The sequence below is a fragment of the Pseudoxanthomonas putridarboris genome (assembly GCF_038321125.1).
GTDB classification, from domain to species: domain Bacteria; phylum Pseudomonadota; class Gammaproteobacteria; order Xanthomonadales; family Xanthomonadaceae; genus Pseudoxanthomonas_A; species Pseudoxanthomonas_A putridarboris.
Map to the genome: position 1 here is coordinate 1 of NZ_JBBWWT010000001.1, position 19,890 is coordinate 19,890.

General features: G+C 58.0%; 13 protein-coding genes. All 13 read right to left on the reverse strand.

Annotation, left to right across the window (positions count from 1 at the left end):
• Positions 1-192: 192 nt before the first annotated feature.
• Complete coding sequence (locus AAD027_RS00005; protein ID WP_341723966.1) at positions 193-2,241, reverse strand: acyltransferase family protein; 2,049 nt, start codon at positions 2,239-2,241, stop codon at positions 193-195.
• Between the two features lie 21 nt (positions 2,242-2,262).
• The gene (locus tag AAD027_RS00010; protein ID WP_341723967.1) at positions 2,263-2,775 is read right to left on the reverse strand and encodes a hypothetical protein; all 513 of its coding nucleotides are present in this window, start codon (positions 2,773-2,775) and stop codon (positions 2,263-2,265) included.
• A 58-nt stretch (positions 2,776-2,833) separates the two neighbouring features.
• Positions 2,834-7,336: an FkbM family methyltransferase gene (locus AAD027_RS00015; protein ID WP_341723968.1), complete on the reverse strand. Its 4,503-nt coding sequence runs from the start codon at positions 7,334-7,336 to the stop codon at positions 2,834-2,836.
• A gap of 95 nt (positions 7,337-7,431) precedes the next feature.
• Entirely contained in the window at positions 7,432-8,709 is a 1,278-nt protein-coding gene (locus tag AAD027_RS00020) for a nucleotide sugar dehydrogenase (RefSeq protein ID WP_341723969.1), read from the reverse strand.
• A gap of 57 nt (positions 8,710-8,766) precedes the next feature.
• On the reverse strand, positions 8,767-12,333 hold the full coding sequence (locus AAD027_RS00025) for a glycosyltransferase (protein WP_341723970.1): 3,567 nt from the start codon (positions 12,331-12,333) through the stop codon (positions 8,767-8,769).
• Positions 12,330-13,703, reverse strand: coding sequence for a glycosyltransferase family protein (locus AAD027_RS00030; RefSeq protein ID WP_341723971.1), 1,374 nt, complete (start codon positions 13,701-13,703; stop codon positions 12,330-12,332). Before AAD027_RS00030 ends, AAD027_RS00025 begins: the two co-directional genes overlap by 4 nt.
• A gap of 11 nt (positions 13,704-13,714) precedes the next feature.
• Positions 13,715-14,488: an ABC transporter ATP-binding protein gene (locus AAD027_RS00035; protein ID WP_341723972.1), complete on the reverse strand. Its 774-nt coding sequence runs from the start codon at positions 14,486-14,488 to the stop codon at positions 13,715-13,717.
• A gap of 2 nt (positions 14,489-14,490) precedes the next feature.
• Positions 14,491-15,282, reverse strand: coding sequence for an ABC transporter permease (locus AAD027_RS00040; RefSeq protein WP_341723973.1), 792 nt, complete (start codon positions 15,280-15,282; stop codon positions 14,491-14,493).
• Positions 15,279-16,466, reverse strand: a complete 1,188-nt coding sequence (locus AAD027_RS00045; RefSeq protein WP_341723974.1) for a cystathionine gamma-synthase — start codon at positions 16,464-16,466, stop codon at positions 15,279-15,281. The genes AAD027_RS00040 and AAD027_RS00045 overlap by 4 nt, the downstream gene beginning before the upstream one ends.
• Before the next feature lie 100 nt (positions 16,467-16,566).
• Positions 16,567-17,937: a pyridoxal-phosphate dependent enzyme gene (locus tag AAD027_RS00050; RefSeq protein ID WP_341723975.1), complete on the reverse strand. Its 1,371-nt coding sequence runs from the start codon at positions 17,935-17,937 to the stop codon at positions 16,567-16,569.
• 120 nt (positions 17,938-18,057) lie between these two features.
• On the reverse strand, positions 18,058-18,276 hold the full coding sequence (locus tag AAD027_RS00055) for an HP1242/YdcH family protein (RefSeq protein ID WP_056879505.1): 219 nt from the start codon (positions 18,274-18,276) through the stop codon (positions 18,058-18,060).
• Positions 18,277-18,632: 356 nt separating this feature from the next.
• Positions 18,633-19,529, reverse strand: coding sequence for an OmpA family protein (locus AAD027_RS00060; RefSeq protein ID WP_341723976.1), 897 nt, complete (start codon positions 19,527-19,529; stop codon positions 18,633-18,635).
• A complete protein-coding gene (locus AAD027_RS00065; protein WP_341724718.1) occupies positions 19,526-19,810 on the reverse strand; it encodes a DUF4398 domain-containing protein in 285 nt (94 codons plus the stop codon). Before AAD027_RS00065 ends, AAD027_RS00060 begins: the two co-directional genes overlap by 4 nt.
• Positions 19,811-19,890: the final 80 nt, after the last annotated feature.

Below are 19,890 nucleotides of genomic sequence, written 5' to 3' on the forward strand. Positions count from 1 at the left end.
GAAATCACGAAGAATACGTCCACGCCAATATAGCCGCCGGGCAGGATCCCTGGCCACACGTGGTACACCAGCACCGCCAATACCGCTATGGCGCGCATGCCCTGTATGTCAGAGCGGAAGCCTCCGGTATTAGCAGTTGCTAACATGCTTGAGGTCATAGGAAGGATGGACTGGCATAGGGTTCCAAGAGCGCTAACGCATTGCGCTCTCAATTCCATCGGCCAACATAGGAGCCATACTCCTCGCGTATGTAGCGGTCAAATGGTGCTTGTCGCGATAGACAAGTACGCCCCCGATTACAACCGGACAATCGCCCTTGAAGCAGAAGTAATTCTGCATGTCGATCACCCTAATCGATGCTTCTTTCTTGGCCACGATCGCAAGTGACGCCGTGGATAATGCCTGTTGGGCCGTCGTCGAACAGGCATCAATACTTGCATTTGGGCGCGCCATGCAACCCGGAACATCTTCCAGTTGCCATGGCGTATGCTTGATAACTGCCACGCGTATGCCAGCCCTATCAAGCTCACGCGCGTATTTCCGGACACCTTCGGCAATGGCTTCCTGGCTGGATGGATATGAAGTGCCCGGTATTGCCTGTCTAGGTGAATGACTGATAATCACTAGGTCGGGATGATGCTCCAGAATCCATTCCACAACCTTTTGTCCCCAGATTTGGCATTCGATGTAATCGCGATCAGCACCGCGCGACGAGAATTGAGTGAGTGCTGCGGTGAACGCACAGCTGCTTTTAGTGATTCCAGTAACTCGCCATCCCCGTATCCCGGCGATCTTCTCGAGTGCCGGCAACCAGTGAACCGCGTGGGAATCGCCCACGATCACAATATTAAGCTTCGCGTCCTCCGGACCGTAATGGCAAAAGCTGAGATCTTTGGACGGAACACTGCCAATACAACGCGAAGAGCCGTCCAAGCCATATGCCGGGCCTCGATCAAGTCTTGCAATCTCTGCCTTAGGAATGAAATCTGCGTTCGTGTTCCAATCAAGATTGAGGATGGCTCCTGCGCCAGGATGCTTATTGTCCACCAAGCTTGATTCTTCAAACTCGGCCCTCGCACGCTGATCACCAGCAAAGGTGAGGCCTGTGGCAAACAACGCCAATGTGGCTGTCAGCCCTGCCCCGATCACATAAGGACGGAAGGACTCCCCCTTGCGTGCATGCCGGAAGCGCTCCTCGATCACATACTTCGACACGTGCGCCAAGAGAATCGAGACCACCACCACCACCACGCCATCCTGCAAGGTCGCCACTTCCCGTCCCGTCACCGGCGCATAAAACACCACCACCGGCCAGTGCCAGAGATATAACGAGTAGGAAATGTCACCCACATATTGCATCGGGCGAGTCGATAGCAGCCTGCCCAACACTTCCTGCTCGCCCACCCTCGCGAACAGCAGCGCCGCGGCACCCAATGTCGGCAGCAAGGCCTCGTAACCCGGAAAGGGAAGACGACTGGAATAGAACCAGGCCGATGTCCCGATGGCCGCCACACCCAGCCAACCAAACCCAGAGCGAATCCAGCCTGTCACCCCGTCCACGTCCCGACCGGCAATGACCAGCAGCCCCCCAATGCCCAGCTCCCATACCCGCGTGGTCGTCAGAAAGTAGCCTGGCGCAGGATCAACAAACGATACATGGACCCCGTATGCCAGTGACGCCAACGTCACCACACCCAAGGCGGTCAGAAACGCTTGCCTGATCGGCCAGCCACGGCGCCGCGCAAGCACCCCCACTCCCAGCATCAGGAGCGGCCAGATGATGTAGAACTGCTCCTCAACCGACAATGACCAGAAATGCTGGACAGGACTGGGAGCCGCATCCTGCGCCAAATAGTCCACCGAACGCTGCACCAGCAGCCAGTTCTCCACGTACAGCGCGCTGGCAACAAGCTCCCGGGACAAATCCCGCCACTCCGAGGCTGACAGCCATAACCACGCCGAAACCGCCACTGCCAACAGCGTCACCGACGCTGCGGGCAGAAGACGGCGGATGCGCCTGGCATAGAAGTCACGCAGGCTGATCGTATCGCTTCGTTCAAACTCCCGAACCAGCAGGCCTGTAATCAAATAGCCCGAAATCACAAAGAACACGTCCACGCCGATATAGCCGCCGGGCAGGACCCCTGGCCACACGTGGTACACCAGCACCGCCAATACCGCTATGGCGCGCATGCCCTGTATGTCAGAGCGGAAGCCTGACGAGCCTTTTGAACGAGACATCAACGGAGCATCAATCCGGGATTAATTGGCAAGCGAATAGGCCATGTAAACTGTGCCTTTGGCATCAGGCATCTGCAGCACATAGCGCTCGCCTCGGGGAGCACCCGGGCGCACCCATACCAGCACATCGCCTTGGCCCTGCTTGGAATAGACGACACGGATCGCCCGGCCCTGCTCTTCCCGGGAAGCCTGTTGGTAGCCCTCTTTGGCGAACTCAGCGGTCACTGCTTTCTCGACATCGGGCACTATAGAGTCAAGGAACTCTATCCCTACCTCGCGTGACTTCTGGCCATCTTTCTTGCGGGTAACCTCGCGATCAACGCTCACATGGTACTGGAACGGAAACGATGTGATGCCCCCCGCAATTGGAGAGACGAACTCAGTCTTTCTTTCAACAGCTGGCTTGGCCACCTCCGACTGAGTTGCCTCGGCTTGCGGGGCCGGAGTCTGTGCGTTGTCCGCTTCTGCCGGCCCCGGGTCGCGGCAGGCGGCCAACACGAGCAGCATAGCAATAACGATAATTTTCTTATTCATAAGATAATTCTCCGGAAATAATTATGTTTTACTCAGACAATGCATTAAGAGGAAATATTCAGGATTGAGCGTACTTATGGAAAGTAAGCAGTCTAAGATACATCTGCGCGCTCATATTCTCCCATGTCAAACCCTTAGCAACGAGACTTCCTGCCCGAGACACACCTCCCCATACATCGGGGTCTTCATAGATCGCCTTGGCACATCTCGTCATGTGCTTGATCGACCGCACCTCGACCGCACCAAGACCGAGATAATCGGACAACGAATTATCCATCTTGGGATGCAGAACTGGCACCCCCATAGCCGCCACCTCCATCGGCACCATCTCGAATGTCGCGTATTTAACCAGGCTTATCATCAGGCGCGAACGTGAGAGAACCCGCGTGTACTCCTCTTGTAGGAACGGCAGCACCTCGATGCCCAGGTCTCTAGCCTGCCTAGGACGATACTGCTGCACACAGAACAAGTGCGCATCAGGCAAGGCAATCCGTAATGATTCAATCGCTTCTTCCGCAGACCAAGCAAGCAAGGACTGATCGCAGAGTTTCCCATAGTCGCCCAGGAATATTCCCTCACGCTCGGAGAATCCGACCTCGGGGATATGTTCATAACTCAAGGTCTTCGGGATGGCCACCAACATGTCGGCGACCGGAGCCAGCAATGGATCGTCTTCAACCCGATCGCCGAATACCATCAATCCAACCCGCTTCCCGTACAGCGCGCGCCAGGTCGACATTTGCTCACAGATATAATGCTTGCGGGAGTCGCGTCCGTTCAGCGAGAGATTCACTATGATTGAACGAGCCTGACGGGCATGATGGTCCACCAACTCGATGACATCTTTGAAGTCGGGCCGCTCCGGGTCGCCCGGATAAACCATGACTATATCCGCGTCAAATCCGTTCAGCGTGCGCGGATCGTCCATCTCGAGATCGATCAGCGCCACTTCTATACCGAGAGGCCTTAGCATGTCGGCAGTCAAATGGGTGGACTTCAGTATTCCTCCCTTTTTCCAGCGTTCCTTATTAGTCCGCCCAACGATGGCGAGCCGGAAACGCTCGCGATGGAATCCAGGCAGGTTGGCCTGACTCGTTTCTTGCGACTGAGCGGGACTAACCATCTCCAGTTCGCATATCTGTTCGGCAAAGGCAGAGCCGGATGCTGCGATCCTTGACTCTAGGTAGTCACGCAACGATTGGCTGACCCCCGCCCCCCAACCCCGGCTACTCGCGATCAGCCTTGTCTGCTGGTCCGCGGAAGAGCGGAATTCGTCGAACAATGAAGGCGGTGCGCCGTTCGCATCTGGAATGGGTGTCAACCATGCCTTGCGGCGCTCGATCGCAACCAGAGTTACCCCGAGCTTTTTGGCCTCAACCGCAATCCAAGCATCCACCATACCGGTGGAACTGAAATTGTCGCAGGATGGCCGCCAGAGACTGGTATGGAATGCGAGCGTCCCGGTACCGAGCTGATCCACGACATGGTCCCGTCCCAGTCCCTGGCGGAAATGGAACACCCGCCGCCCCTCGAAGTAGGAGACAAAGGGTCGGGAAAATATAGTCCCATGTACACCAACGGCAGCCTTGCGACCGTAAATCTCGATCCTCCTGATGAGCGATTGGACATAATCCTTCGGATAAACGATGTCATCGTCCACCGTGAAGCAGTAACCATCTGGAACAGAAGGCATGAAGTAGAACTTTCCGTTATCTCTCAAGTTCGCTCCGCCCAGTTTCACCACAATGCGCGGATGTTTGAGGAATTCAGGAACTGAAGTGTACTCATTAAGGTAGACAAACAGGAAATCTACCTGGTCGATGAGTGAGTTGACGGCAACCTTCAGTTGTCGCTCACGTGCAGGAAAGGTCGCGATGCAAACGGATATGGGCTCCCCATTGAGATCGTTCCCCGCCACACGCAGACGCTCATGGATCGGGAAAGGACGTCTTACGACCGGAAATGGCACATACGGATATCTACCGCGTTCAAAAAGAGTTTCATGCCAGCGGTCGACGGCATCGCTGTATGCCTTTCTCGGTTCGGACAAGATGCCTGGCTGCGCGGATAGGGCGCCATTGGAAGGATCTTGCGTCAAGGAAAACTCTCTGACTACTGCCTTATAAAGCACCTCATGCACCGTTCGATGGGAATCGATGCCGATGAAACGTTTGATGCGGCGTAGCATCTCGTCATCTGCCGACGTGCGGACGGAATCGAAGTAACCGAGCAGATCGAAAACACCCTTTCTCATCATCTGACTGATGTAGGCCACGCGCTTTGTCCGCCCCGCGACAACCAACAGGCTACCCGCGAGGTCCCTTCGCTCATGCAGGCATGTCGTGACAGCGCATCCTGACTCGCCCAATAGGACGTACTGCTTCTCGAGCCTCGTCGGCTCACTTACGTCATCCGAGTCCATGAACGTCACTGCCACGCCCTTGGCCTTGGTGATGCCATAGTTTTTGCACCAGTAGGTACCTCGATTGACACCGAAGCTGATACACGTGACTCGCGAGTCACGAGATGCTGCAGCCTGCACGACATCGATGGTGCCATCCGTACTGCCATCATCGACTACGATCAGCTCGAGATTCCGATGTGTCTGGTTCAGTATCGACTCGATGGCGGCCCCAACAAAATTTCGGGTATTGAACGTCGTCATCACGACGGATATCAGCCCCTCCACGGGGAGTGGACGCTCCAGGAACGAGAGATCCTTATTTACAGATCGCCTCGACATGTACGGCACTCCGCCGCGTAGCACTTTCTCAACAATCTCCCCAGCGCTGAATGACACATCCGCCCCCGCGGAAACAGCCGTCGCTGCTTGGGCCGCGTTGACCTCATTCACGCGATTCGTTTCAGGCCTGGTCTTCGAGACCAGGGAAGTTACAGCTGTCGGGTGCATTATCTCGCTAGACGCCGAGGGTACGTCCAGCGTCAACTCCCTTGCCTTGCCAGCTTCCGCCACCACCGACTCGTTCATCGCGCGTTTCTGCGGGAATGGATGTAGAACCCGTCTTCCAATCTGCTTAAGCAGCCTCAGGAACGAGAAGATCCTTCCATTCATGAGTGCGTCGAATCTCTCGTTCGCACTGCGCGTGCCTTCAAGGGCGCGTTCGAGTTGCTGTTCGAGTTGCCTGTGATCTCGCTCCAGTCGTTCCGCGAGACCTTTCTGTTCCAGGCTGATGGCCGCTCGAAGGTTCTTGATCCGGCTCGCCGAGTCGTTATCGAACTTATTGACCGTAGCCCATAGCTGTCGGACATCACTATGGCTATTCTCCTGCTCAACCGCGACCTTATCCTGATAGGATCGCAGTTGGTCGGCCACTTCATCGATATCGATGCTCAGCGAAGAAAATTTCGCGCGAACTTCTTCCAATTGAGCTTTTTGAATCAGAAGTGCAGCATCCTGTGCCTTTGCCTGTTCGCTTAACGCTTGCAGATGAGCATTTATTGATCGCTCATGCTCGCTCTGCCTGCCATCGATACGCTCCTCCAAGGAAGAGGCCGCCAACGATGCGGACAATTCAAATCGTTTGATGTCTTCCGACAAGCTAGAGACGCGGGCTGCAACGTCGGCAGCACTATATGCTACGGACGCCAATTGGGTCAGGCTGGTCAAAAGGCTTGCTTGCTGGTTCTCCACCTTGTTCCTGGATTCTTCGACACTTGAACCCAGCCTAAGGGCTACTTGGTCGAGGCTCGCCAACCGTTCAAGTATCGGTACCGGGTTATTTTCAGTCGCATTAGATCCGTATATCGCAGCCGTTAAGTTGCGCTGCTGCATTGCAATCTTGTCCAACGAATTCTTGCTAGCGCTGACTCTTCTCGAGAGGTCCTTAAGATCATGCTGAGCACTAATGAGTCCACTGGCCTGCAGCGTGGCAACTGCATTTTTTTCCGCATTCGTGCTATCTGCCACAAAGATGTAGGTATCTGTCGCATTGAAACAACCGACAGCGATGTACCCGAACCGGGATAGCATTTCACTGGCGACTGCGTATGCATCAGCATCCTGTGCCTCATACACGATAATGGGTCGGTCCCTGCGAATCAGGTTTTCGGCACCCCTAATGACCTGCGCTTCCATGCCCTCGACATCAATCTTAATGAGAACGACTCTGGAATCGAAGTCGAAACCGTCCAAACGACGTGCTGGCAATTCGCCCTCATCGTCCATCCGGAAGGATATGGCTCCCAAATTATCATCCACGGAATGGGCAATGGACACATGACCATCTACATCCGACAGGGCAACCTCGTTGACCTGCACGCGCCCCTCCAGACCATTGAGACGAACTGTAGCCTTCAAGAAATGGCATGCCTCCGGGTTTACCTCGAAGGCTTCGACTCGACAACCACACACGCCGGCAAAGAAGACCGTGTGATTCCCGATGTTTGCACCCACGTCGAGCACAAGATCGCCTTCCTGAAGCTGTGCCTTCAAGATGGAAAGCAGCTTGCTCTCGTAGAACGTACCGGACGCGACGATCTTCGAGATATGGTCCGTTAAAGAAGGAAGGAGAAACTGGAAATTTTTTTCACCATAGCTCACTTTTGGAGCAAGCACATTCGTACTGTGACTATTCTTCTCAGATTCTAGCGGCATCGGTGCGGCCTCAATTTTCGCGATTCGGGCCCAGAACGGACCTACAACCTGGCAACGTTCTTCCCAACAGGCAACACGCCCTTGACATCAAAAACGATGCCATTTGGCTTGAGGAGAGAAAAAATATCGATGGTCGCCTCCTCGCCGATGAATTGCTTGTGTGCGACGGCCAGGATCACCGCGTCGTAGACCCCATTGTCAATCTTCCCCAATAGTTCCACGCCGCACTCGCGCATTGCCTCCTCGGGATCGACCCAGGGATCGTAGATTTCGACCTTGGCATTGATATCTGCGAGTTCCTGCAGTACGTCCACTACCTTTGTATTGCGCACATCGGGGCAATTCTCTTTGAATGAGAGGCCCAGCACCAAGATCCTCGAGCCGATAACGTTCAAACCAGACTTCGCCATCAGACGCAGCACCCTATCGGCGACGTAGGGACCCATCTCGTCATTAATGCGCCGCGCGGCCAGAATGAGCTCAGGGTTGTATCCGAGCATGGTCGCTTTGTGCGCAAGGTAATATGGATCGACGCCGATGCAATGGCCACCAACCAGACCAGGCACGAATGGCATAAAATTCCATTTTGTCCCTGCGGCTTCGAGCACCTCATGAGTATCGATACCCACACGCTGGAATATCCTCGCCAACTCGTTCATCAACGCAATATTTACGTCACGCTGCGTATTCTCGATCACCTTTGATGCCTCAGCCACCCGGATCGAGCTCGCCTTGTGCGTTCCTGCAACGATGATCCGCTTGTAGAGTTGATCGACGAAGTCCGCCACTTCAGGCGTCGAACCGGATGTGACTTTCATGATCTTGGTTACCGTTCGCTCCTTGTCCCCCGGATTTATCCTCTCCGGACTGTAACCGCAGAAGAAATCCTCATTGAACACGAGCCCCGACGCCCTCTCCAATACGGGCACACAAACTTCCTCTGTGACACCCGGGTACACAGTGGACTCATAGATCACGATATCGCCCTTCTTGAGCAGCGCGCCAATGGCTGCGCTGGACTTAAGCAATGGATCAAAATCCGGCCGACGCGCACTGTCGATAGGCGTTGGAACCGTGATGATGTAGACGTTGCAATCGACAATCTCGCCGGGTATATCCGTATAACGGAGCAGTTCAGCCTCACGGAGTTCGTCATCAGAAACTTCAAGCGTATGGTCGTGACCGCGCTTCAATTCATCAATGCGAGTCGCATTGATGTCGAAACCAATCACCTGCATTTTCTTGCCAAAAGCAACAGCCAGCGGTAGGCCAACATAGCCCAAGCCAATCACTGCAAGGCGTGTGGAATTAATATCCATTAATTATTCCTTTTTAACCTCAAGAGAAACCCATCCCTAGCCAGACCTTGGCCAGGCTCATTCCATGATACCGGCGAGCCCAAGTACTTGCAGTTCCTGACTCACTACTTGTCGAGATCCAGCCTGATTCCTGACTCTCTGGGAAGCCCCTCTAGACAGTCGAGCGAACATGGCAGGTTCCTCGGCCAAACGTATTATCGCAGCAGCGAAGGAGTTCGGGTCATCCACAGGGCACAAAATACCCGATTCATCATCCACAAACTCCGGAATGGCACCTATTCGCGCAGTCACAGGTACCAGCCCCGAAGACATGGCTTCATCCCGGCTGACTCCCTGCGTGTCACCTCTGGTTGGTACTAGAAATACACCATGCTGCCGATGCAAGCTGGCGATCTCTTCTTGCCGGAGGAACCTGCGATGGAGGCTTACGTTCGGGTATTGTCGCAAATCGCCAAAGTTCTCGTCCCACAAAGCGCCGTCGCCTACCAAAGTGAAATTCAACGAACCAAACAAATCGTGCTGCGAGAGGGCATGGATGGCTTGTGCTACCAAATCATTCGCATAAATGCGATAGTCGTGCGGCCTGATAGACAAAATGTGAAAACGTTGTTCCACAGGCTTGGGCTGATAGCCGAACAGATCAGTATCAATCGGGTTGTGAATGACGCTCCATCGAGCGTCCGCACACCTGACCCCTAGGTCGGTCCAGGTTTCTTCGGCAAATGTCTTTGAAACAAAGACCAAGTGCAGTCCAGGTGGCGGATCCCGTAGTAACTCCCGCCAGAATGCTGCTCGTGCGTCACCAAGACGGATGGCCTCATGAAGCTCTTCATCGGCACGATAGTTAAAGCGTCTCCGCCATGGAGACTGAATCTCGGCTCCATGCAGCCATACCACCACCCGACGATTGTGAGCCGCTTCCTGCAAACCCTCCCACATCGCCCTGTCCAGGAAATGGACAGCAATGGCGGCATGCTTGGAGTGCCTGATGGTTGCCGCCAAGGTGGCAGGCGAACAGACTTGCACGAGGATCCCATCGTGCTCATAGGCACGCTGCGCCTCTGAAGCGCTCACGGATATGACGTCTACGATGACACCAAGACTGCGATACGCCAAAACTCGTCGATGAAGGAAAGCATTCCGATAGAGTCGCCCACGTTCTGGGTAACCATTGCAGACAAGCAACAATCTGCCTCGTCCCGGCAGCACCAACGGCGCCGCCGGCATACCCGTTAGCCAGAGCCCCTCGACATGATGGACGAAGTGCCCCCTGACCGCGGCGGCCAAACGATAATGTGCAACCTTGAGGGGAGGGTCCATGATCGCCTCAACCCCGGGCTCTAAATGCAGCCGGTGCAGTACCGTGCCCGCTGAGTCCAGGGCATCAGCGTAAAGATCCAGATGCTTCGAGTATGCTGCCTGCAGGCCAACGCGTAGAAAACCAGCACGCTCCACTCTTGATCGTTCGATCGGCGCCGAAAACAGCGCATCCTCCTGGCCATGCTCCAAAAGCGAGCAAATTTCCATTCCACTGATGCTGGCGCCAGCGGAAGTGCGCGCCGGGATCGTTCCATTGTTGAACAGCCTAACAAGCATCTCACCGTCAATAGCATCATCACCTGCTGACGACGGATCCGGAGTCGGCTCCAAAGCACTAACGGCAGCTTCCACGTCGCCAATATCGATTCCCATATTTAGGGCGTGTGTCTCTAGTTCAGGAAAATCGAAGCCTGCACCGTTCTCTACATAGCTCATGACATCCAAGGACACCAATCTCTCTCCCTCCAGGGATGCGGTATCCAAGTCGTCCAGCAGGTCTACCAGTTGCCCCGGCAGACGATCCAATCTGACCAAGCTTCTACGCAAAAGCAGTGTTTTGGCTTTCTTATACTCGCCATCTGCATTGTTGAGCTTCAAACCACCGCTAGCATCACGCTCGAGCCAAGCCGCCTTTCCTAATGCGGAGGATCCGAGGCCGAAGAAACGCCCCAAGGCCAGATCCTCTAGGTAATGATCACCGTAGTAGTCGTCTGGGTGGAGCATCGCAATCCAGTCCCCGGGAACAAGGGGGGATTCCTCCAATCTCTCAGCATGAACGGGCAACGGCAAGCCAGGTGCCAACGCCAGCACAAGGACGGCGTCCACTCCTTGCTGGCGAGCGAATGCCCGTTGAATGCTCTCGAGTTGCCTACCATCCTTCGCCTTGGCAACCACACGAACGCGTCCATACCCGCTGTTCGGTGCGCGTCCGAATGCGGCGAGTGATATTGTCTGAAGACGCCTAGCCCAAGTGTGCTCCTTCAGGACCTTCCGCAAGGCGAGTAGCCGCCGCTTCCGGTGCTCCATGCCCCCCGGGTTACGCAGCTCTTCCCAGGCCCGGGCAAACAGTCGTTCTGGATCATCCGAGGAAACGGTCAAGTCACCCAGCAACAGCCTCAATGCTAGCGAAAAATTCCCATACACCGACGTGTTGCAGCCTATGAGTTCCAGCACGCGCCGCGCGAACATAGTCGGCGACTGCTTGATAGTGTTCAGGTTGAGCCCGATGACATGGGATCGATATAGATTCGGAGTTTCCTCGAACGGAACGCCTGGTCGTATGCACGCGGAGAACCGCTCCGGGAATCGCTGGTGGGATTCGCCGTGACCGCTGTGGCGATCATGGATGAACAGTGGGCCAGCTAGCATCAATGCGTCCGCGGCGGCTTCGAAATCACTGCAACGATCGTGCATGCGACCGTACCAAGCTCCAGCGAACACGGACGATGCATCTCGCTCGGCACTGCATACGGGATGATGGGTCCGCGGCTGCAACGCAAAAGGCAGCAAGGCCACCCGATCATGCCCGAGAGCCCGACGGTACTTGGGGATGCTAAGCGCATCCGTGGTGAAGACATGATCAAATAATCGGGCAGTTTCGACAAATGCCTCAAAGTGGAGTGGGTCCTCCTTGTTCCAGAAAATGGTGGGTATACCTGCCGCCCTGCAGGACGCGACCAGCGACTGAAGCTCCGAAGGAGCCCGTTCTACCTTTCCCCTCCACTCACCCTGTAGCCCAGTCCAGGCAGACTCGACCAGCAGGAGATCTGGACGAGATTCACGAATCTGATGCAGCCAGTCATTCGGGTGCAGAGAGATGAAACGGCATTCAGGACTGAAACTGGCTACTGAGAACGGGTCCATCACCGCAGCAATGCACAGAACCGACAGTTCGGACGGCACTGGTCCGGGAGATGGCAATGGCCTTACATCCACGAGCAGCGGCGCATCCTCAGACGAGCCCAAGCCCACTCCGCCATCCTTCAAGGTACTGTGCATCATAGGCGACGAAGCCAATAGCGTGTCCGGAACCCGATCACGCCTAGCCTGGCTGCCAAAGATATTCCTTGCACGACGGAGCAGCTTCAAGGGCAACTTGACTCCTTCCACCATGCAATCTCCAAGCCTGAAACGTACACTTGCTCGTAGAACAGACTTCTCTTTGGCCATTTCTGCCAATCGCCCCTGGAGCGCCTTAGCATTTTCGGATGCTGAATCAAGCGAGGCACGAAGCTCACCCACCTCTCGCTGTGCTCGCAGCAGCTGAAGCCTAAGCTCGAATTCGTCGGATGGGGCCAGACTCATGCACGCACCATGTCCGCTACGTGTCGCCAAAATTTTTCTGCCAAGGCCTGCCAGCTATACGGCTCGACGCCCGGGGTCCGTCGAGTAGCATTGTTCAACCGCCCCGCGAGCTTCTCATTCCGCCACAAGGTCAATCTACTAGCCAACGCGCTCGACTCGTTCTTCTCGCATACTCCTATGCCAACCCGTTCGATCAACGCCGACGCTGCATCATCCCCATCCCCTATATGCAGGATACTCACACCTGCTCCCAAGTACTCATAAATCTTTCCCGGTATCTGCATCGGGTCATCGTTGGCGATGTTTACAAGCACGTCACATTTCCGCTGAAGCCGCAAGGCCTCATCATGCGGAAGGAAACCCATCAACCTGATCTTCTCGGGGTGAGCCTCCGATGCTTGGAGCACATCCTGTGGAGGCGAGATGGTAGCAATGGAGATTCTCGTCTTTGGCGTCTCGATCACAGCCTGCAACAAAGCGTTGATTCGCCGGAAAGCATAGAAGCTACCCGTATAGACAAGTTCGAGCCGATCAGGATCAAACTCTATGCCATCGGAGCCACTATTAACGGAACGGAACTCCCTGTCAAAACCCTGGGTCAGCAAATAGAAGTGGTCCTCTCCAACACCATGCCTCGACATAAGAACTTCAATCGTGCGGAGCGTAGTCACCGTGATCAGATCCGCCGAGCAGCAGACTTCCCGTTCCACATCCAATGCTCTCGCCACCCAATGCGGCGGCGTGTATGCGGCAGCCACTGGATCTCCCAAGTCTGCGGACCAGCGGAATCCGAGCCGCTTTGCCTCCATGCCCAACGGCAAGGTGAATGCTGGCTCATGCGAGGTAACCACCAAGTCAGGAGAAAACTCTCGGAGGATACTCCTCATCTTCCGCCGGGCCCAAAACGCCCATTCCGCACGATAGTCGGGAAACACCTTGAGTGAGACACGGGACCTGATAAAGGCAACGGTTTTCCGTGCCAATACTCCCGGAGTTTGCCCACGCAATAGAAACCTTACCCAATAGGCAAACTTTCCTTTCCGGTTCAATTCATCATAAGGGAGATTGCGAACGCCTTCCGCAAGCAATCCGACTGTGCTGTCAAACGCACTACGCCGGTACGGCACGCCCTTGCATATTTTTGTGCGCCGAAAATTGAAGCCAGCAGATAGCAGCCCCGGCCATACCCTGTATACCAGCACGTCCTCCGGAATCTCCGGCAATCCACCCAAGCCATATCCAGGTAAATCGGCAGTCAGCACTCGAACCTCATGACCGAGGGCGCACAGCTCACGCACCAGATAAGCCCAACGCAGGCTCTGCGGCGAGGGAATTGGCGGAAATTCATACGCGACCAGAAATATACGCATACGCAAATCGACTATTCGTCTTCTTCCGCTACGGCCATGGGTGTCTTGAGAAGCTTGGCATACTGTTCAAGCACCGGATTGACATCACCAAACGCCATCATTTTTCCGCCCTCGAGCAGGATCGCCTTGTTGCAGACGCTGCGGAGCAGCGAAAAGCTATGACTTGCGAGCACGACAATCTGGGCACCATCCACATGCGACTGGATGCGGACTTTGGCCTTCTCCACGAAAGATGCGTCACCGGTGCCTAGCCACTCGTCCATGATCAATATTTCGTGCTGCACTGCAGTCGCCAATGCAAATCCAAGACGCATGCGCTGGCCGGAAGACAACGTTCTTAGACGGTGTCCGGCCTTCTCGCCGAGTTCCGCGAACTCAAGCACCTCGTCGGTGATCGTGGAAACCTGCGCCGGACGCAATCCCATCGCAATCCCACGGAGCATTATGTTTTCGACGATAGTCGCCTCTTGGTTGAATCCTAATGAAAGATTCAATAGGCCCTGTCGCTCTCCCTCCACCTCAATATGCCCTCTGCTTGGACCATAAGCGCCCACGAGCACCTTGAGTAACGTTGATTTCCCCGACCCGTTACGCCCCACGATCCCAAGGCGGTCGCCGGACGAGAGCTTGAAATCGATTCCATCCAAGATGGTGCGAGTAACCCTTCGAGGCGGCTCAAAAGCTGCTCGCAAGAACAATCTCAGGCTTGCGCGCACGCTACGCTGGTCTTGGGTGAATACAGGAATGTCGAGACCAACTGAATGGGCATTTAGATGAGCATTCATAGTCACACCCATAGCGGGACAAATCGCGCGTACCTGCGATACACGTGGATGGCCATCAACCAACCAATCAACGTGAAAACCACGAGGTACTTGTATGTCCACGACTCGATCGGCTCGCCAAGCAAAGGCGCCCGCACGATCTCAACAAGATGGAACAAAGGATTCAGACGGGCAATGCCGCCTCTGAGAGTGTCGGGAGGTGCGTTTGCTGCCGTCCAGAGAATGGGGGTGAACAGAAAGCTGAACATCAGAGCACTGCCCACCAACTCATATACGTCCTGCAGCCTTGCCCCAATCACTGACACTACAGCGCCCATCCAAGCCACATTGATGAACACCAAAGCCAGAGCCGGCAAAAGAGCGAGTAACCCGACAACACGGAAGTCCGGGCTCATCGCCAAGGCAACCGCCATAACGGGGATTGCAAGCATGAAATAGAACAATGCCTTTGCAACTACTCTAAGCACATAGTCAGTCAGTCTGACCCGCCCATCCAAGATGAAGTTGGCGTGCCCTGCATAAGTCGTGGTTGCCTCGCTCAGCGACACGGTTACGAAGCGGAAAATCATATAGCCCAGACCAAGGTGGGCAACGAATTTTCCTGCAGGAATTCCTTGGAGATGGGCAAAGAAACTGCCGACACCGAAAGTGTAAAGAACCGGCGGAAAGAATGCCCAGAACATGCCAAGACGTGAACGTCGATACTTAGTTACCAGATCCAACCATGTCGCGTAGATCCAGAATTCAGGATGACGAAAGCTTTCCAGGTAATCTCGAACTAGGTGACGGGTCATGCTGCGAATGCACTCTGAATATCCGTAACGAGGTTGCTAGCCTCCTCCACCCCCACACTCAACCGCACCAATCCATCCGATATCCCCAGCTTCTCCCGCCGCTCCACCGGAATCGACGCATGCGTCATCATCGCCGGGTGGTTGATCAGGCTTTCCACGCCGCCCAGCGACTCCGCCAAGGTGAACAGCCGCGTGTTCTCGCAGAGCTTGCGGGCGGCGTCGAAACCGCCCTTCAGCACGATCGAGATGATCCCGCCGAAACCCTGCATCTGGCGCTTGGCCAGTTCATGTTGCGGGTGGGATGGCAGGCCGGGGTAGATGACCTTCTCGATGGCGGGATGGGTTTCCAGCCATTCGGCCAGTGCCTGGGCGTTCTCGCAGTGGGCCTTCATGCGCAGGTGCAGGGTCTTCAGGCCGCGCAGGGCCAGGAAGCTGTCGAACGGGCCCTGCACGGCGCCGATGGAGTTCTGCAGGAAGGCCATCTGTTCGGCGAGTTCCGCGTCGTCGCCCACCACCACCATGCCGCCGACCATGTCGGAGTGGCCGTTGAGGTACTTGGTGGCCGAGTGCATCACGATGTCGGCGCCCAACAGCAGCGGGCGCTGCAGGATCGGCGAGGCGAAGGTGTTGTCGACCACCACCCGCAGCCCGCGCTTGTGCGCGATCTCGCACACGGCCACGATGTCGACGATCTTCAGCATCGGATTGGTGGGGGTTTCCACCCAGACCAGGCGCGTCTCCGGGCGGATGGCCGCCTCGAGCGCGGACAGGTCGGTCAGGTCCACGAAGCTGAAGTCCAGCCCCGCGCTGCGCTTGCGCACGCGCTCGAACAGGCGGTAGCTGCCGCCGTAGAGGTCGTCCATGGCGACGACGTGGCTGCCGCTGTCCAGCAGTTCCAGCACCGTGGAGGTGGCCGCCATGCCGGAAGCGAACGCGAACCCCCGGCTGCCGCCTTCCAGCGCCGCCACGCAGCGCTCGTAGGCGAAGCGCGTCGGGTTGTGGGTGCGCGAATACTCGAAACCCTGGTGTACGCCCGGACTGCTCTGGGCGTAGGTCGAGGTGGCGTAGATCGGCGGCATGACCGCGCCGGTGCTGGGGTCGGGGGATTGCCCGCCGTGGATGGCCAGCGTGCCCAGTGCGAGTCCGCCGGGCTCCCCGCTGGTCGGGGATGGGTTTTGCGCCATTTTCTGGTTCCTTGAAGCAGCCGGTCATTCTACCAGCCGGGTCTTAACGTACCGTCCATGCCACGCCGTCGTCCGGGTCCGGCCGCGGGGGATGCCGCGATTATTGTGCGCGGCGTCGCAGGTAGTTCAACAGGTCGATGCGGGTGATCAAGCCCAGGAAGGCGTCGCCGTCGGTGACGATGGCCACCTGACCCCGGTCGAACACCGGCAGCAGGGCCTCGATGGGCGAACGCACGTCCAGCCGGTCCAGCTTGCTGACCATGGCCGTGGACACCGGGTCCCGGAAGCGGGCCTCGTCGCCGTACACGTGCAGCAGCACGTCGCTCTCGTCGACGATGCCCGCCAGCTTGTCGCCCTCCATCACCGGCAACTGCGACACGTCGTACAGCTTCATGCGCTGGTAGGCCGTGGTCAGCAGGTCGGTGGGGCTGACCACCACGGTGTCGCGCTGGTTGTACGGGCGCAGGATCAGGTCGCGCAGGTCGCCGTACTGGGGCCGCTCGATGAAGCCGTTGTCCAGCATCCAGTAGTCGTTGTACATCTTGGACAGGTACTTGTTGCCGGTGTCGCAGACGAACACCAGCACCTTCTTCGGCGTGGTCTGTTCGCGGCAGTACTTCAGCGCGGCGGCCAGCAGGGTGCCGGTGGACGAGCCGCCCAGCACGCCCTCCTTGGCCAGCAGCTCGCGCGCGGTCAGGAAGCTCTCGCGGTCGCTGATGGCGTAGGCCTTCCTGACCCGGGTGAAATCGGAAATCTGCGGCAGGAAGTCCTCGCCGATGCCTTCCACCAGCCAGGTGCCGGACTTCTCGCTCAGCGTGCCCTCGTTGATGTACTGGGTCAGGATGGAGCCGACCGGGTCGGCCAGCACCAGTTCGGTATGCGGCGAATGCGTGGCGAAGCAGCGCGACAGGCCGGTCATGGTGCCGGAACTGCCGCAGCCGAACACGATGGCGTCCAACTGGCCGTCCATCTGCCGGAGGATCTCCGGGCCGGTGCCGAATTCGTGCGCGGCCGGGTTGTCCGGGTTGCCGAACTGGTTGATGAAGTAGGCGCCCGGCGTTTCGCGGGCGATGCGCGCGGCCAGGTCCTGGTAGTACTCGGGGTGGCCCTTGGCCACGTCGGAACGGGTCAGGATGACCTCGGCGCCCATGGCCTTCAGGTTGAAGATCTTTTCCCGGCTCATCTTGTCCGGGACCACCAGCACCAGCTTGTAGCCTTTCTGCTGGGCCACCAGGGCCAGGCCGATGCCGGTATTGCCGGCGGTGCCCTCCACCAGGGTGGCGCCGGGTTTCAGGTCGCCGCGCTTTTCGGCTGCCTCGATCATCGACATGCCGATGCGGTCCTTGATGGACCCGCCCGGGTTGGCGCTTTCCAGCTTCAGGTAGAGCTCGCAGACACCGGCGTCGAGGTGCTGGGCCTTGACGATCGGCGTGTCGCCGATCAGTTCGAGTACGGAGGAGTGGATCGCCATGCGGGCCGTGCATCCAGTGCGGAAGAATGGCCCGGATTATCGCACCTGGGTGGCGCGGGCGGCGACGACGGACGAGGAAGCCGTCGCCGCCCGCGACAATGAAAGCGTCCGGGGGAGGCGCTAGTGCGGTTTGGCGTCGTAGATCCGGAGCAATCGCTCCTTGGCATGCAGTTTTTCGCGTTTCATCTGGCCCAGCAGGTTGTCGTCGATGGGCAGCACGCCGAGCTCGGCGTCGGTGACCTTTTTGTCCAGTTCGCGGTGGCGCTGGTACAGCTGCTTGAACTCCGGATCGGCCTTGATGAGTGCGTCGATTTCGGCCTGCGGTTGTCCTTCGAACATGGTCGTTACCTCCTTCAGCGGAAATACAAACGCCCCGGCCTTCACAGGTTCGGGGCGTTGGCTTGGGAGCGGAGCATCGTGCGGGTGTCGCGGGCACGTCCCTCAGGAATGCCCGCTGCGGCCTGGTTGCCGGCGGCGGTCTCCTGCGGGGGCGGTACGGGCGTCATCGGCCTGATTCTCCGGTGAGCCAAGCGACGGATGCCGCTTGGGTATACGACCCTACTCCTCGAAAACCGACCCGGCAAGGCCCGACGCAAGTACTTGATTGCCTTGGAATCAGGAAACTGAACGCCATTCGCCGGGCACCGCGCGAAACGACCACGGCTTCGTTCATGTTGCTGTTTCCAAAGGGAAAATCAATGCGTGACGATCACTTCCACGGCCCTGGCGCGGCTGCCACTCCCCTTGCCGCTGCTTTGCAGGCGCGAACGGGTCACGCCGCCCGCCGTCAGCGCATCGCGCACGGCATCGGCGCGGCGCTGGCCGGGCGTCTGGTTGTCGCCGTAACCTTCGATGCGTGCCTTGGCCCTGGGGTTGGCCTGCAGGTAGGCGGCCAGCGCGCTGGCACTGGACGCACCGCTCGCCGACAGTTTGGCCGATCCGCTGGCGAAGGCTTCCGCCGCCAGCGTGAACACCTCGCCGCGGCTCTCGAACTTCGACGCCGGCAGCTTGGCGCCGGACATCAGTTCGGCTTCCTGCCGGGCCAGCCTGAGTTCGCGCTGGCGGGCCGCGCTCAGGCGGTTGGCCTGCTGGCCGGCGACGGTATCCAGCGTGGTCTCCGCCTCCTGGCGGGCCAGCGCCTCGGCCTCGGCGGCCAGGCGCAGGCGTTCGGTCTCCTCGGCCTGGATCTGGGCCTGCACGCGCAGGCGCTCGGCCTCCCGGCGGGCGCGTTCCGCTTCGCGGCGGCTGGCTTCCACCAGCAGTTCGCTGCGAGTGCGGTCCAGCCGGTCCGCCTCGCGGCGGGCGGCCTGGGCGCGGGCGGCGGTCTCGGCGATCTCGACGCGGCGTTCGGCGATGTACTGCGCGGTCGCGCGCTGGTTGCGGCGCGCCTTGTCGAAGGCGGCGATGGCGTTCTGGGCCTGCAGTTTCTCGTAGGACGCCAGTTCGGCCAGTTCCGGATCGGATTGCAGCGCGGTCAATCGCTGGTTCAACTGCACGACCAGCGGGTTGTCCGCCGCCCAGCCCGGCAGGGCCAGGATCGCCAAGGCCACGGCCAGCGCGAACCGGGTTGGGATCATCCGGCGGGCACTCATCGGCCGCCCTCCGCGCCCAGCGTGCGCTGCAGGTCGGCGATCTCCTCACGGCGCTGCTGTACCTCGGCGGCGGCCACGGCTTCCTGGCTGCGCGCGCGCGCCAGGTCGGCATCGACCGCCGCGCGCAGGGCCAGGTCCAGCGCCAGCCTCTTGTCGCGCGAGGCCTGCGCCTGCGCCAAGGCCTGGCGCGCGGCGTTCAAGGGTTCCGGCGCGTACTGGTCGGCATCGGCCTGGTCGGCGCGTTGCACGGCCTGCACGGCCGCCTCCATTTCCGGGGTCATCACGGCCTGCGCCCGCAGTGGTCCGGCGGCCAAGGCCATTGCCGCTACTGCGGCCGCCATCACATGCAGGGGGAAGCGGA